The following is a 14348-nucleotide window of genomic DNA, read 5'->3' on the forward strand; positions in this document are numbered from 1 at the left end:
CTGCATTTTCGCATAGCGTATATCGCTGGCTATGACTAATCAATTAGTGAAAAATTTTTATTTAGTCAGTTTTTGTAGATAAAATATTCCGTAACGGCTCGTTTTTTGTACATTGTGGATTTTTACATGCCGATATGATTTATTTTCAATTAAATCAATTAGATATGACCTTTCCTTTAATTTCACTAATGAAAGTTTGGGGGTGAGGTAACGCTATAAGCGTAGAGAATTCGGTGTATGTCGTGACCGTGTCATTTACAGTATTTTTTATGCCAGAAAATGTACATTAACAGCAGAAAGCACCAGTGAGGGGTGTTTTCTTTTATTCTGTTATATTGCATTTTTATTCACTTCGGTTTTGTCAGGCTTGCGGAATTAGCGAGCAGAGAGCGCCGTTCTGTTCACCAATAATCTAAATTACTCATCAAAATGGCTAATATATAATCTTGAAATTATTCTGAGAGTTTCAGAAAATAACAGCTGAAATAATCTCGCGCAGGACTGTAAATAGATTAAATTTTGTGGAAATATAATAAGTGATCGCTTACACTACGCGACGAAATACTTTTTTGTTTTGGCGTTAAAAGGTTTTCTTTATTATGTCCGTAATGTTACAAAGTTTAAATAACATTCGCACTCTCCGTGCGATGGCTCGCGAATTCTCCATTGACGTTCTTGAAGAAATGCTCGAAAAATTCAGGGTTGTCACTAAAGAAAGACGTGAAGAAGAAGAACAGCAGCAGCGTGAACTGGCTGAGCGTCAGGAAAAAATTAGCACCTGGCTGGAGCTGATGAAGGCTGACGGAATTAACCCGGAAGAGTTATTAGGTAATAGCTCTGCTGCTGCACCACGCGCTGGTAAAAAACGCCAGCCGCGTCCGGCGAAATATAAATTCACCGATGTTAACGGTGAAACTAAAACCTGGACCGGTCAGGGCCGTACACCGAAGCCAATTGCTCAGGCGCTGGCAGAAGGTAAATCTCTCGACGATTTCCTGCTCTAATTACTGAGGCCGGATGTCGCTGCTAGGGCGCGTCCGGCGTCGCTTCTCAAGCTCGTTGGTTCCACGGCATCTTATCTAACAACCTTGCCATTCCACAAAAACCGCTGATTCCTGCAAACAGTAACCCGGCACCAACAAAGCCACTTAATAAGAAGAAACCGCTATTTACGGTATAACCCAGTACAACGCCGATTAATATTAAACCACCCGCAGCGATCTGCACCTGGCGCATTAACGGCAAGGGTTGAGATTTATTTACCGCTACTGGCAATCCAGCTCTTTTCCAGCCATCAATCCCATCTTCGAGTAAAAATATTTCTGCGGGGGCGGCAATCGCTGCTAATTTATCGGCATTATTACTGGTGCGTTTACCTGCCTGGCAGTGGAATATAATTTGCTCGTGACGTAATTTAGCCGGAAGACCTGACTGTTCCAGCACGGATAATGGAGCCAGATCTGCTTCAGGAATATGTTCACGAAGATATTCATCAGCATCACGAATATCGATTAACTTTGCGCCGCGTGCGATTAATTCTTGTGCATCATGCGGCGAAATGGTTGTCAAAGCCATAGTGACTCCTTACGGACAATAGACATTTTTCAGGGTGGCGATAATGGCATTTACCGCCTCATTTTTAATGGAATATAGAATGCGTTGGGCATCCCGTTGGCTGTCGATAAGCCCTTCGTCCCGCATACGAGCGAGATGCTGTGATGTCGCAGAGGCACTCAGTCCGGTAATGCGCGTCAGCTCTCCCGCGCTGGTGCCGGGGGAACCGCTAAGCATGCACAGAATCAGCAATCGTTTAGGATGGCTCATTGCTTTCAATAAGGCCGCTGCCTGTTCGGCACTGGCCTGTAATTGCGCGAGTTCAGTCATATTTATTTAAGTATTTTCTAAATTAAGTAAACTCTAAACTAAAAATGCAACATATACCAGCCTCAGCAGCGTAAATGAGAGTAAAAGCGTAAGCTGAAACTGGCAGGCTCCGCTAAAATTACTACGCTTAAGAGATAAAATCTCTTTTTAAACAATGAGTAATTTTCTTATAGGGAGTACATATGGGTTTCTGGAGAATCGTCATCACCATCATTCTGCCGCCGCTCGGCGTGCTGCTCGGTAAAGGGTTCGGTTGGGCGTTCATTATTAATATTCTGCTGACACTGCTTGGGTATATCCCCGGTTTGATTCACGCGTTCTGGGTGCAAACCCGCGATTAAACCTGTGCTCACCCCCGCGGCGTTAACGCGCCGCGTTCCTCTGCTACACTTTCTGAGTGTTTCCGTTAACGAATGAGGTAGCTATGGGTCTGTTCAATTTTGTGAAAGATGCCGGAGAAAAACTCTGGGACGCGGTTACAGGTCAGCACGATAAAGACGATCAGGCGAAGAAGGTGCAGGAGCATCTGAGCAAAACCGGTATACCTGATGCCGATAAAGTGAACATTCAAATTGCCGACGGCAAAGCGACGGTCACTGGTGACGGCCTGAGTCAGGAGGCGAAGGAGAAAATCCTTGTTGCGGTGGGGAATATTTCCGGTATTGCCAGTGTTGATGATCAGGTGAAAACGGCGACACCAGCCACTGCCAGCCAGTTTTATACCGTTAAGTCTGGCGACACTCTGAGTGCCATTTCCAAACAGGTCTACGGTAACGCTAATCTGTACAATAAAATCTTCGAAGCGAATAAACCGATGCTAAAAAGCCCGGATAAAATTTATCCGGGGCAAGTGTTGCGTATTCCGGAAGAGTAGTTAATTGCCAGCCATCGCCTGCTGGATAATGGGAATTGGCGTCAGTAAATGCTGGCGCATTAACTCACTGGCGCGCGCGGTATCTCGCGCCAGTACCGCCGCAGTCAGGGTCTGGTGCTGATCGTGTTTATCCTCCAGCATTTCTACCGAAAGCACCGTTCGCCGCAGCCAGATAAATCGATAGCGCGCCGCCAGATCAAACAACCGTTCACGCATTTGCAGCAAATAGTGAGAACCACAGCCCGCCACAATTGCTGTATGAAACGCCTGATGACGCAGATCCCACTCATCAAGCATTTTCTCGCTGGCGTCACAGGCCTCCAGCTTACTCAGCAGATGCGCTTTTGCGAGAACGTCTGCCTCCCATTCATCGCCACCGCGGGCAATCGCCAGACTGACCAGCATCGCTTCCATATTGGCGCGGGCGTCGAAAATATCGAGCAGCTCCTGCTCTGACATAGACGCCACCCGATACCCTTTTTGATTCACCACCGTGACCAGCCGTTCCGCCACCAGTTGCGAAAGAGCTTCCCGTAACGGCCCAACGCCAAGTGCATAACGCGATGTCAGCAAACTCATTCGTAATTTTTCATCCGGTTGAAAATTACCGCGAATAATATCGTTCTTCAGCCAGCGATAGCCATCCAGAGACGTAATGGTCATGGTGTGACTCCTGATCATGATCAGCGCGTATTATGAACGGGTGTTTTTTGCCACAATACCAGCTTTTTCCAGCGAGCCATAATTGGCACGGTACAGATAATCCCTATCGCTAATAAGCCGGTGGAGATCACTTCTAACTGTTGCGCCGGACGGAATAGCATCACTACCAACACAAAGGTAATAAAGCCGATGACTAGCCAGGTGAGCCACGGATAAAGCCACATTCGCAAGCGAATTTCGCTTCCTTCTGCTCGCAGAATTTTGCGCATCCGCAACTGTGAAACGGCGATGACTAAATAAACCAGCAGGGCGATAGCGCCGGAGCTGTCGATCAGAAATTTAAATACCTTCGCAGGCGCGTAATAGTTCACCACCACCGTTAAGAATGCCGCGCCGGTGGAGAGTAACACCGCCACGTACGGGGTTTTACTGCGGTTGATTTTACCCATTACCGCGGGAGCATCACCGCGACGACTTAAGGAGTAGAGCATCCTTGACGCGGTATACAGCGCCGAGTTCAGGCAACTGGTTACGGAAAGTAATATCACGCAGTCCATGATTAATTTCGCATGGGGAATATTGAGCAATTCCAGTACCGAGCGATAAGAACCGACGGCTTTTAGTCCGGGCATATTCCACGGAATTAATGCCACGACGACAAAAATAGAACATAAATAGAAGATAGAAATACGCCAGATAACCGAGTTGGTGGCGCGGACAATATGTTTTTCCGGCGTGTCGGATTCCGCGGCGGCAATGGTGACAATTTCTGCGCCCATAAACGAGAACATGGTGATCAACATCGCGCTTAATACCGCACCGAAACCGTTGGGCATAAAGCCGCCGCTATCCCACAATCTTGAGATCCCGCTCACTTCGGCATACGGGTAAAAACCGCTAATTGCGACTGCACCAAGGAAAATAAAGGCCAGGATAGCGATGACTTTGCACAGCGCCAGCCAGAACTCAAATTCGCCGTAGTTTTTAACGCTTAATAAGTTACTGCCAGTTAAGGCGAGGGTAATGACGAGGGAAAATAACCAGATGGGAATGCCTGGAACCCATGAGTGCAGGATCATGGCGGCGATGTTGGCTTCCAGCGGGATAACCAGTACCCAAAACCACCAGTACAACCAGCCGATGGTATAGCCCGCCCAGCGACCAATGGCTTTATCGGCATAGGTGGAAAACGAACCGGTATCGGGCGTGGCAACCGCCATTTCCGCCAACATCCGCATAATCATAACCACCAGTAGCCCGGCGAACAGATAGGCCAGTAATACCGCCGGGCCCGCTTCGGCGATGGCGACGCTGGAACCGACAAACAGACTTGCGCCGATAACACCGGCAATAGACAACATGGTGACGTGGCGTGACTTCAGCCCGCCGCCTAACTCATGTGGTTGCGATGATTGCCCCATCCTGAATCCTCTCGAAAGTGTGTCACTTGGGAGAGCGCCCCGACATTTCCCGCGCCGGGTCACGCGTATAATTGTTATTGATTCTTTTTGCCGGAGAGCGGCTCCGCCTTACCCGGCCAACATAGATTTCTTCCTGTTCACGTACAGATTGTCGGATGCGGCGTAAACGCCTTATCCGACCTGGATCCCCGTAGGCCGGACAAGACGCGCAGCGTCGCCTCCGGCATAGGAGCGGCGCTACTGCTTCGCCTCATCAAAACACTGGCTGATGATCTCCAGACCCTGACGGATCTGAGCGTCTTCAATGGTGAGCGGTACAAGGATGCGCAGCACGTTGTAATACGGGCCGCAGGAGAGAAGAATCAGGCCTTTATCGCGGGCGCGAGCCACGATCTCGGCGGTGAGTTTGGCGTCCGGCTTGTTGTGATCGCCGTCTTCAAACAGCTCAATGGCGATCATCGCCCCCAGCCCGCGTACGTCGCCGATCTCCGGGTGTTTTTCGGCTATCGCCAGCAATCCGTCTTTCAACTTCTGCCCCAGATCGTTGGCTTTTTGCAGCAGATTTTCCTGCTCAAACACCTTCAACACTTCCAGCGCAGCCACGCAGGCAATCGGGTTACCCGCATAGGTGCCGCCCAGACCGCCTGGAGCGACGGCATCCATTACTTCCGCGCGCCCGGTGACGCCCGCCAGCGGGAAGCCGCCCGCGATCGATTTCGCAAAGGTGGTAAGATCCGGCGCAACGCCCATCTGCTCCATCGCAAACAGCGTGCCGGTACGCCCCGCGCCGCTCTGCACTTCATCGGCAATCAGCATGATCCCGTGCTCGTCACACAGAGCGCGTAAACGCTGCATAAAGGCTGGCGACGAGGCGTAGAAACCGCCTTCGCCCTGAACCGGCTCAATCACGATGGCGGCGATATCTTCCGGCGCGGCATCATTTTTGAAGATCCGGTGGATGCTGGCGATAGCGTCATCCTCGCTTATGCCGTGCAGCGGGCAAGGATAAAGCGCGCGATAAACATGACCCGGCATCAGCCCCATGCCCGCAGAGTACGGATTCACCTTGCCGGTCAGCGCCAGCGTGTAATGCGTGCGCCCGTGATACGCGCCGCTAAAAGCGATGGTGCCGCTACGTTTGGTGGCGGCGCGGGCGATTTTCACCGCGTTTTCCACCGCTTCAGAACCTGTGGTGACCAGCAGCGTTTTCTTGGCAAAATTGCCTGGCACCTTCTGATTCATAATCTCGCACAGCTCCAGATACGGCTCGTAGGCCAGCACCTGGAAGCAGGTGTGCGACAGTTTTTTCAACTGCGCTTCCACCGCAGCCACCACTTTCGGATGCAAGTGCCCGGTATTGAGCACCGCAATCCCGCCCGCGAAATCAAGATACTCACGGCCTTCAACGTCCCACACCCGGCAGTTTTCCGCGCGGTCAGCGAAAATCGGGTGAATTTGCCCAACACCACGGGGAATCGCCTGACTGCGGCGCTGCATTAACTCTTTATTGCTGCTCATTCGCGTTCTCCAGTTAAAGACCGATGCACATATATTTGATTTCTAAGTAATCTTCGATGCCATACTTCGAACCTTCACGACCCAGACCCGAGGCTTTAATGCCGCCGAACGGGGCCACTTCATTGGAAATGATGCCGGTATTGATGCCGACGATGCCGTACTCCAGCGCTTCGCCCACGCGGAAGACGCGGCTTAAATCACGGGCGTAGAAATAGGCGGCAAGGCCAAACTCGGTGTCATTGGCTTGCGCAATCACATCGGCTTCATCTTTAAAACGGAACAGTGGGGCGAGGGGGCCGAACGTCTCTTCTTTCGACACTTTGGCGTTGGCTGGAACGTCCACCAGAATGGTCGGCTGGAAGAAGTTGCCGCCGCGTTCATCCGCTTTACCGCCGCAAACCACACGCGCACCTTTCTCCAGCGCATCGGCAATATGCTCTTCCACTTTTGCTACCGCTTTTTCATCGATCAGCGGCCCGATGGTGACGCCTTTCTCCAGCCCGTCGCCGATGTGCAATTTGCTCACCGCCTGCTGCAATTTTTCGGCAAAGCGGTCATACACGCCGTCCTGCACGTATAAACGGTTGGCGCAGACGCAGGTTTGCCCGGCGTTGCGGAATTTCGAGGACAGCGCACCTTCCACGGCTTTGTCGAGGTCGGCATCGTCAAAGACGATAAACGGCGCGTTGCCGCCCAGCTCCAGCGACACTTTTTTGATGTCTTTCGCGCACTGTTCCATTAACTGGCGGCCAATTTCGGTCGAACCGGTAAACGACAGCTTGCGCACCAGCGGGTTGCTGGTCAGTTCGTTACCCACCGCGCCCGCCGAACCGGTGACCACGTTAAATACCCCAGCCGGAATGCCCGCGCGAATCGCCAGCTCCGCCAGCGCCAGCGCAGAGAACGGCGTCTGACTGGCAGGCTTCAGCACCATGGTGCAGCCTGCCGCCAGCGCCGGACCGGCTTTGCGGGTAATCATCGCCGCCGGGAAGTTCCACGGCGTGATAGCTGCGGTGACGCCAATCGGCTGCTTGATAACAATCAGGCGCTTATCGGCCTGATGACCAGGAATGGTGTCGCCATAAATGCGTTTGCCTTCTTCAGCAAACCACTCAATAAAGGAGGCGGCGTAGCTAATTTCGCCTTTCGCTTCAGCCAGCGGTTTGCCCTGTTCTAGGGTCATCAGGCGCGCTAAATCGTCCTGATGCTCCATCAACAAATTGAACCAGTTGCGCAGAATGTTGGCGCGTTCTTTGGCGGTGAGCGCACGCCAGGCGGGCAGAGCGCGGTTGGCGGCGTCGATAGCGGCGCGGGTTTCATCAGCGCCCATTTTGGGTACGCTACCCAGCTTGTCGCCGTTCGCCGGATTGGTGACATCGATGACCTCGCCATTGTTGGCGTCCAGCCATTCCCCGTTAATCAACGCCTGCTGGCGGAATAATTTACTGTCGTTAAGTTTCATTGTTACGTCCTGTTTTCAAAGGTTATTGATTAAATGCGGCGTGTAAGGCATCCACACTACGTGCCGCTCGCAGCGTGCGTCCGGGGTTACTCTGGCTTGCCAACAGCGTTTGTACCTTGCTGACAATATGCGCACCAATAGGAATTGCTGATGTCGCTGCCGGGGAGGGCGCATTGCAGGTGTGGATCGTGCGCGGGGTGGTGACAAACAGAAAATCGTCAATCAGCTTGCCGTCCGGCGATACCGCCTGCGCCCGCACACCGGCGGGCCAGGGCTGGAGATCGCTTAACGAAAGCCGGGGACAATACTTTTGCACCAGCCGCAGATAGCCGCTTTTGCACAGCGAGTTTTTCATCTCGCCCAGTCCTGAGCGTAGATGGTTTTGCAGCACCCGGCGAATCCCCGACGAGCCCAAAATTTCCAGCGTGTCGCTAAACGAGAAGTCGCGCTTGTGGTAGCCTTCGCGTTTAAAAGCCAGCACCGCGTTTGGCCCGACGGTCACGCTGCCATCGATCATTCGGGTGAGATGCACGCCCAAAAATGGCATCGCGGGGTCGGGAATGGGGTAAATCAGGTGGTTAACAATCTGGTTATGCTCCGGCGCAAGGCGGAAATACTCACCACGGAACGGGCAGATGATAAAGCCCGGTTCGAGTCCGAGCATTTTCACCAGCCGGTCAGCCATCAGCCCGGAACAGCTAATCAGCGTCGATGCTTCATATTCGCCGCCCTGGCGGGTACGTATCACCACGCCGTTTTTATGCTCACTGAGGCCGCTGACTTCGGCGTTATAGATAATCTCGCCGCCTCTGGCCTGGAAAATTTTTGCCATCGCCGCCGTTACTTCGCGGTAGCTGACAATGCCGCTGGACGGCACAAAAATACCGCCAAGCCCGGTGATATTCGGTTCGCGCTCGCGCAGTTCATCGGCGTTTAACCACTCGCGCTCGATACCGTTTGCCGCCGTGCGTTCCCACAACGCGCGCATCCGTTCCATTTCGAGTTCAGAGGTGGCGACCAGCATCTTGCCGCAGTTGTCATAGCGAATGCCGTTTTGATCGCAAAAGGCTTTAGTGGCGCGGTTTCCCGCCAGGCAAAACTGTGCCTTCAGGCTACCGGGCGTGTAATAAACCCCGGCATGGATCACGCCGCTGTTGTGGCCCGTCTGGTGACAGGCCGGGCCGGACTCTTTTTCCAGCAACGCAATGCGGGCGTCCGGGTAGACATCAATCAGTTGCATGGCGGTCGACATGCCGATGATGCCACCGCCAATAATCACAAAATCATACATCCGCTCAATTCCTTTGCGCTACTGATGCGTCTGGTAGTGGTGAGTGGCGTAAGCGAAATAGCCACGCTGACGCATCAGTTCACGGCGCAGATCCGGGTGCGGAGTAAAGCGGTCGCGACCGTGCAGCCAGAACAGGTTGTTAATCAACAGGAATTTGCCAACGGGAACGGGCACAGAAAGAATGCCTTTGCTGGTTTCAATGGCGTCCGAAAGCTCGCTCAACCACACGCCTTCTTCGAAGTCTTTTGGCTGGACGAACTGGTCGATATAACGCATCACCGGGCGACCCTGTTGATCAACGTCGAACACCGGATGGAAAACATCTTTGCTGACGTTTTTACTCGGCGGCGCGGCAAAGCGCATTGGGCGACGCGCCAGCGGGTGGCGGAAATAGTGGTCCAGATGTTCCCAGTCATCGAGATGCAGCAGCAACGAATTTCCACCCTGCATGTTTTGCTCATCGATTTTCATCATCAGCACGTAATCGGTGATCTCTTCGACATACGTGCCGTCGTTGTGCAGTTCCATCACGCGGTGCGGCTGACGCAGATAGCTGTCTGAGTTATCGACATTTTTCACCACGAAACGCGCGTAATACTGACCGCTCATCGCATCGAAATTTGAGCGACCAATCAGATGCGCTACCGCCGTTGCCAGCTTCACCATCTCATCTGCCTGCGCCACATCATCGATACCCACCGCATTGATCAACAGCGCACCTTCAGCACGGTTTAGCAGGGTCTTCAACAGCAATGGTTGCAGCTGATTCGCACACAGATCGTCAAGAATTTTGCCTACCCGAAAACGCAGAAACGATTTGTACTCCAGCGCCTGCACGGGCCATTCGGCAACCTGTTCGAGAAACTGTTTGGTCGTCTGTTCGGTGAAGGTGAGTTCCAGCAGACGCGGGGATTGCGCCGACGGGATGAGAGTGAATCCGCTATAGTCCTGGCCTGAATCGACAGCGTTATTGTGTACGGCGGTCAGTGCATTCATCAGAAGCGATCCTCTTATGAGATGTAGGGTGACATGGCGATGCTCATTTCGTAGCCATAATCTAAAAATATCTACATTTCTGAAAAATGCGCACAAAAGCGACATATTGTTTTCTTATTGTGATCAAAAGCAACAAATTAGTAACATTTAACGTAGGGTATTAAGGCAAAGTGAGACAGGAAATGAATAACTAAAGCAACAGGTTAGGGGGAGTTAACATTAGAGAACAGATTATCTGGTCGATAAAAAACAGTAAATGGCTTCACTGCAAAATGACCGTTAGTAAACTAAACATATTATCTGCCCCGTTTTATCGGGGCAGATATAACATTAAATTATAAATAGAGATAGTTCGGCGGTTCTCCTGTTTTCCCTAAAAGAAGAGCGCTACGCCCAGGAATATTGATATTTAGAGTTCCGCCTCTAAGCGTAAATACTTTACCAGGGGGGATAATTTTTCGGGTATTATTAATAATAATGTTAACGCTATTACTCCCCATGTTTTTGTATATTCCAGGTTGCAATTTGTTAGGCCAGGTACCTTCAACTTCTTCGTTTCCTTTATTTATTATAACTAGTCCATCATGAGGAGAGTGATTAATGTTCACAGAATCCCCACGACTAAAGGCCAGAACGTTTTTAGTTGCAAATACACCCTCAAATGCGCTCCATATTCCTGCTTTATCTATATATAATGCGTGGAATTCATTGTAGAGCTGCTGATAGGTAGAGCAACCTTTATTAAGCCACGCCTCATCGCCAACACGCGTCGACCCATCATAATTTTTAATTTCAGTCGTTGATTTTAATACTTGGCCATCCCAGTAAACTAAAGGCCTGCTGAACGGGAGAGCGGCCATATATGCCATTGCTAATTGTTCATCTTGTTGATGGTTAAATAGAAAGTCATTGAAAAGATTGCCATTGTTAGGAAAATCGTGGTTAATGTTAATCAATATCCGTCTTTTTGATGGGATGCTTGAGATTGTGGAACCCGGTTTTGATGCAAGGGTTTGGAGATCTCCACCAAATGAAAAGGCTTTTATCGTTTTCATGAGCAATGAAAAATCAATGGCGCTTAAATCATCTCTTTCATAAAGCAGTGATGACATTTGTTGTTCATCCAACTGACAAGTTACCAGATATTCCATGTAATTCATAACGGCTTTTTTATGATATTTTGGGTTAAATAAGTTAGTATTGTGTAACCGCTCATTATAATTTTTAAGCGGTGGGGTTATTGATCTTTCTATTTGTTCATGTTTTGAGTGTTTTGCCGCATCATAACGTAAACCTCGTACGCCATATTTTCGCATTTCACGAACGTATTGATTTTGCAACATAATAACCTGGTCACTTTTGGGTGTTGTTTTAGGCATTCCATTTAAACGCTTTTCTTTTAATGCATGGAGGTTTTCCCATTCATCCTTAGAGATGTTATCTTTACTTGCTTCGAAGTCTTTTGCAGTGAGATGTATATCTTCTGGATGGATTTGTTTACGTTCTTTTGTTACTGGATCTATAGTAAATGGAATCAAAACCTGACCTTGCCAATAGCCAGGGATATCACTTTCTATATCTTTACTGATCTTCGCTCGTATATCAGCAGAGGGATAATCCAGGTCATTTTTACCACTACCCCCGATTCCCATAAAGTTAAAGGTATAATCAGGAATGATATCGATACCAAATTTTTTAGCATCTTTAACCAATGCGATAAAATTCTGCAAATCTCCCATTGGATTGTGGATGGTACAAAGATCTTCGGGTTGATAAGCGTGAAACCAGTAACCTTTTTCTTCTTCGGGAGTTTCTGGTCCGTCGGCACGGAAAGTTGTCACTGGAGGGATTTGTATATACCCATAATGGCAACGTGCAAATTCAGACATATTTTCTCTGATCTGCTGGTAGGTGGCATTAAAAGCATGAAGAATCGCTTCGCCAGGTTTTTTGGGGGTGATGATTTCACATTGTGATTTCTGAACAGTAGTAAGAGATTTACGCTCAAGTGTTTGCCGTAGATGTTCTGGATTGATTAATATTTTAAATGTTTCTTGCTGTCCGGAAGGTGACGTCACGTTAATATTATATACATCGGCTGCCAGCTCATAGTCAGGAATGTTAATAGCATATGCAACATATTTATCTTTTGGGGAAGGTTTGTCAGATATAATGTGGGTGAAGTGTTCAGCAGGACCATACTGATAAACACCGCTGTTATCACCTCTTTCAATCATTGTATCTCGTTGATAAACCCATGTTTTTCCTTCTCCTATCCTGTCTGGCGCTGTAATGCTACGCTGTGCTGCTTTATTCAACTCTCGATAAGTTGTATCTGGAGAAAGGGAAATTTTATAATCGTTTTTTAACAGATCATTAATAACTTTTTCTGCGTGAAAAGTTGATATAATTTCTCTGTCTTTTAATCCTTGAGGGTAAACTCCACAAGAATTAATAATATTTGTTATACAGTTTAGATATTCTAATGTATTTAATTTGGAATTTAGATCCCCGTCAGTAATGTTCCATGATAACAATGTGGGGTTGTCGATAGGTAAATTTCTGGGTCCTGGTTTTATAGAAAACATAATAAAGTTCCTCTAATGGTAGAGTAATATGATGTATACGGAAACATAAAAATGTTTAATTGTTGTGAAAGTAATTGCAAACAGATGTCCTACTTTTATCCAATATTTATATGGAAAAGGATAATGCTTAAATCTGTTTTATTAATTATCGATGTGGTCTGGAGAGGCAACTGTCAAAAATCGCTCATACGAAACTAATGATTAGCAGAATAAGATCTATGAAAGAATATATTGCTATACGAAGTTTATTTTTATGGAGTGAAAAGTAACAGATATCATAATGATGCGAAAACTCTTCAGCTAATGTAATAAAGTTATATTATTAGATACAAAATCATTACAAAGTATCATTGAATCGATGATAACTATAGATAGTGCTAATTATTAACATTTGCTTGTTGACTGCGAGTATCGACTTTGCGAATGGAGGCGGTGTCGGGTTTTATGTCGCGTGTAATCACGACCCAAGGTGAATGGGAACGCATAAAAATCTGTTATTTACATCATATGATCATCATGTTTATTGCGTGGTTTATAAGTATTGTTATTGCACACTCAAGGCCCTTTAGCTCAGTGGTTAGAGCAGGCGACTCATAATCGCTTGGTCGCTGGTTCAAGTCCAGCAAGGGCCACCAAATCATTATTTACGTATCAGGAAGAGTTAAGGGTACAAGGGGTACTCGATGGCGGTCTATATTTCATGACTAACGCCATTTCAAGGAAGAAGTGCGGTGGGTGGTTTCGAATGAGGGCTGGTGTTTTGGTACGTGGCACGCCACTGCAATGTATTTATCCATCAGTACTCATTCAAAAGTACCTGGAAAAAATGCCTGCTATGCCAAGCGGGCAAATTGCTTACATGTGGAATTAAGTAATTAACGATAAAGCCAGAGTATTATCATTTATTATACCCCTTCATTTAATCAGGTTAATTACTCAAATCACTGAACTATTCTCTGTTCGCTCACTGATGATAAGTGAGTACCACAACCAATGTATGTAGAACAATGCCGTAGAGTAAGGATGAAATGTCTCTGCCACGCCTTAAACATCTACTACTGACCAGAACACCCGCCGCAGGCAGATGAGTTTTGTGAGCGTTACAGGAGCGTGGCTATGCTCATTAACCAACGCTATTGAGATATAAATTTCTAACACTTGAAAAACGATTTTCACTAATAAATTATAACGGTTTTTTTTATCATACAGCGAAATAACCTTTTGTTTATTAAATTTAACATTCCTGTGCTAATTTAATTAAAAGTTCCATGCGTAGCAAGTGAAGCAGTTAATGTCAGTAATTGTCTCAAATGAGCGTTTTTTTATAGTGACAAACAGTAATAACATTAAAAATAGCCATGTAGACATTAATTGAGGAATAGACAATGTTAGTTAGTAAAAGCAACGGATTTAACGCTAGCGCAGTTTTGGGTAGTGGAAGTTATAATGAAAATAAATCTTCTAAACACATGGAGCTACTAGCTCATAGTATTTTAAAATTAATTTGTAAGGAAGCTGCATCAGAGACGTATCGCGGTGCTCTTGAAACTTTACAAAAAATGATGTCTGATGATCTTACCCAGCAATAGTGGACACGCGGCTAAGTGAGTAAACTCTCAGTCAGAGGTGACTCACATGACAAAAACAGTAT

12 protein-coding genes, 1 tRNA gene and 1 pseudogene are annotated in these 14348 nt (G+C 48.0%); 5 read left to right on the forward strand and 9 right to left on the reverse strand.

From position 1 onward, the window contains the following. Positions 1–599 precede the first annotated feature (599 nt). Positions 600–1004: a DNA-binding protein StpA gene (gene stpA, locus RTW80_RS16360; protein ID WP_000115384.1), complete on the forward strand. Its 405-nt coding sequence runs from the start codon at positions 600–602 to the stop codon at positions 1002–1004. 46 nt (positions 1005–1050) lie between these two features. On the opposite strand, the gene ygaP is transcribed toward stpA, so the two are convergent. Together ygaP and RTW80_RS16370 are read right to left on the reverse strand one after the other, a co-directional pair. After that, positions 1051–1575 carry a thiosulfate sulfurtransferase YgaP gene (gene ygaP, locus RTW80_RS16365; protein ID WP_001229445.1) on the reverse strand — a complete coding sequence of 175 codons (525 nt, stop codon included), beginning with the start codon at positions 1573–1575 and terminating at the stop codon, positions 1051–1053. A gap of 9 nt (positions 1576–1584) precedes the next feature. Continuing rightward, positions 1585–1884 carry an ArsR/SmtB family transcription factor gene (locus tag RTW80_RS16370; RefSeq protein ID WP_000137280.1) on the reverse strand — a complete coding sequence of 100 codons (300 nt, stop codon included), beginning with the start codon at positions 1882–1884 and terminating at the stop codon, positions 1585–1587. A 182-nt stretch (positions 1885–2066) separates the two neighbouring features. Here RTW80_RS16370 and RTW80_RS16375 point away from each other — a divergent pair, with 182 nt between their 5' ends. Both RTW80_RS16375 and kbp read left to right on the forward strand, forming a co-directional pair. After that, the gene (locus RTW80_RS16375) at positions 2067–2225 is read left to right on the forward strand and encodes a YqaE/Pmp3 family membrane protein (protein WP_000508177.1); all 159 of its coding nucleotides are present in this window, start codon (positions 2067–2069) and stop codon (positions 2223–2225) included. An 83-nt stretch (positions 2226–2308) separates the two neighbouring features. Beyond that, entirely contained in the window at positions 2309–2758 is a 450-nt protein-coding gene (kbp, locus tag RTW80_RS16380) for a potassium binding protein Kbp (protein WP_000522424.1), read from the forward strand. Here the strand turns inward: kbp and csiR are convergent, their stop codons facing one another. The 7 genes from csiR to RTW80_RS16415 form a co-directional block, all read right to left on the reverse strand. Then, complete coding sequence (csiR, locus tag RTW80_RS16385; RefSeq protein WP_000156811.1) at positions 2759–3421, reverse strand: DNA-binding transcriptional regulator CsiR; 663 nt, start codon at positions 3419–3421, stop codon at positions 2759–2761. 20 nt (positions 3422–3441) lie between these two features. After that, complete coding sequence (gene gabP / locus RTW80_RS16390) at positions 3442–4842, reverse strand: GABA permease (protein ID WP_001295173.1); 1401 nt, start codon at positions 4840–4842, stop codon at positions 3442–3444. A gap of 237 nt (positions 4843–5079) precedes the next feature. Beyond that, positions 5080–6360, reverse strand: a complete 1281-nt coding sequence (gabT, locus tag RTW80_RS16395) for a 4-aminobutyrate--2-oxoglutarate transaminase (protein ID WP_000097662.1) — start codon at positions 6358–6360, stop codon at positions 5080–5082. 13 nt (positions 6361–6373) lie between these two features. Continuing rightward, positions 6374–7822: an NADP-dependent succinate-semialdehyde dehydrogenase gene (gene gabD, locus RTW80_RS16400; RefSeq protein ID WP_000772820.1), complete on the reverse strand. Its 1449-nt coding sequence runs from the start codon at positions 7820–7822 to the stop codon at positions 6374–6376. Positions 7823–7844: 22 nt separating this feature from the next. Continuing rightward, positions 7845–9113, reverse strand: a complete 1269-nt coding sequence (lhgO, locus tag RTW80_RS16405; RefSeq protein WP_000271962.1) for an L-2-hydroxyglutarate oxidase — start codon at positions 9111–9113, stop codon at positions 7845–7847. An 18-nt stretch (positions 9114–9131) separates the two neighbouring features. Beyond that, positions 9132–10109 carry a glutarate dioxygenase GlaH gene (gene glaH, locus RTW80_RS16410; protein ID WP_000993087.1) on the reverse strand — a complete coding sequence of 326 codons (978 nt, stop codon included), beginning with the start codon at positions 10107–10109 and terminating at the stop codon, positions 9132–9134. A gap of 335 nt (positions 10110–10444) precedes the next feature. Then, entirely contained in the window at positions 10445–12697 is a 2253-nt protein-coding gene (locus RTW80_RS16415; protein WP_225092361.1) for an alpha amylase C-terminal domain-containing protein, read from the reverse strand. Positions 12698–13256: 559 nt separating this feature from the next. Here RTW80_RS16415 and RTW80_RS16420 point away from each other — a divergent pair. Beyond that, positions 13257–13332, forward strand: a tRNA-Ile gene (locus RTW80_RS16420). Between the two features lie 750 nt (positions 13333–14082). Further along, positions 14083–14283: pseudogene (locus RTW80_RS16425) on the forward strand (DUF5507 domain-containing protein); the annotation flags it as partial. Positions 14284–14348 lie beyond the last annotated feature (65 nt).

Origin of the sequence: Escherichia sp. AM3 (assembly GCF_032029835.1) — a bacterium.
In the GTDB taxonomy this organism is placed as follows: Bacteria; Pseudomonadota; Gammaproteobacteria; order Enterobacterales; family Enterobacteriaceae; genus Escherichia; species Escherichia coli.

Bases quoted from the DNA above. Each gene is read 5' to 3' on its own strand.
- stpA (WP_000115384.1), top strand. From the start codon at position 600: ATGTCCGTAATGTTACAAAGTTTAAATAACATTCGCACTCTCCGTGCG.
- ygaP (WP_001229445.1), bottom strand. From the start codon at position 1,575: ATGGCTTTGACAACCATTTCGCCGCATGATGCACAAGAATTAATCGCA.
- RTW80_RS16370 (WP_000137280.1), bottom strand. From the start codon at position 1,884: ATGACTGAACTCGCGCAATTACAGGCCAGTGCCGAACAGGCAGCGGCC.
- RTW80_RS16375 (WP_000508177.1), top strand. From the start codon at position 2,067: ATGGGTTTCTGGAGAATCGTCATCACCATCATTCTGCCGCCGCTCGGC.
- kbp (WP_000522424.1), top strand. From the start codon at position 2,309: ATGGGTCTGTTCAATTTTGTGAAAGATGCCGGAGAAAAACTCTGGGAC.
- csiR (WP_000156811.1), bottom strand. From the start codon at position 3,421: ATGACCATTACGTCTCTGGATGGCTATCGCTGGCTGAAGAACGATATT.
- gabP (WP_001295173.1), bottom strand. From the start codon at position 4,842: ATGGGGCAATCATCGCAACCACATGAGTTAGGCGGCGGGCTGAAGTCA.
- gabT (WP_000097662.1), bottom strand. From the start codon at position 6,360: ATGAGCAGCAATAAAGAGTTAATGCAGCGCCGCAGTCAGGCGATTCCC.
- gabD (WP_000772820.1), bottom strand. From the start codon at position 7,822: ATGAAACTTAACGACAGTAAATTATTCCGCCAGCAGGCGTTGATTAAC.
- lhgO (WP_000271962.1), bottom strand. From the start codon at position 9,113: ATGTATGATTTTGTGATTATTGGCGGTGGCATCATCGGCATGTCGACC.
- glaH (WP_000993087.1), bottom strand. From the start codon at position 10,109: ATGAATGCACTGACCGCCGTACACAATAACGCTGTCGATTCAGGCCAG.
- RTW80_RS16415 (WP_225092361.1), bottom strand. From the start codon at position 12,697: ATGTTTTCTATAAAACCAGGACCCAGAAATTTACCTATCGACAACCCC.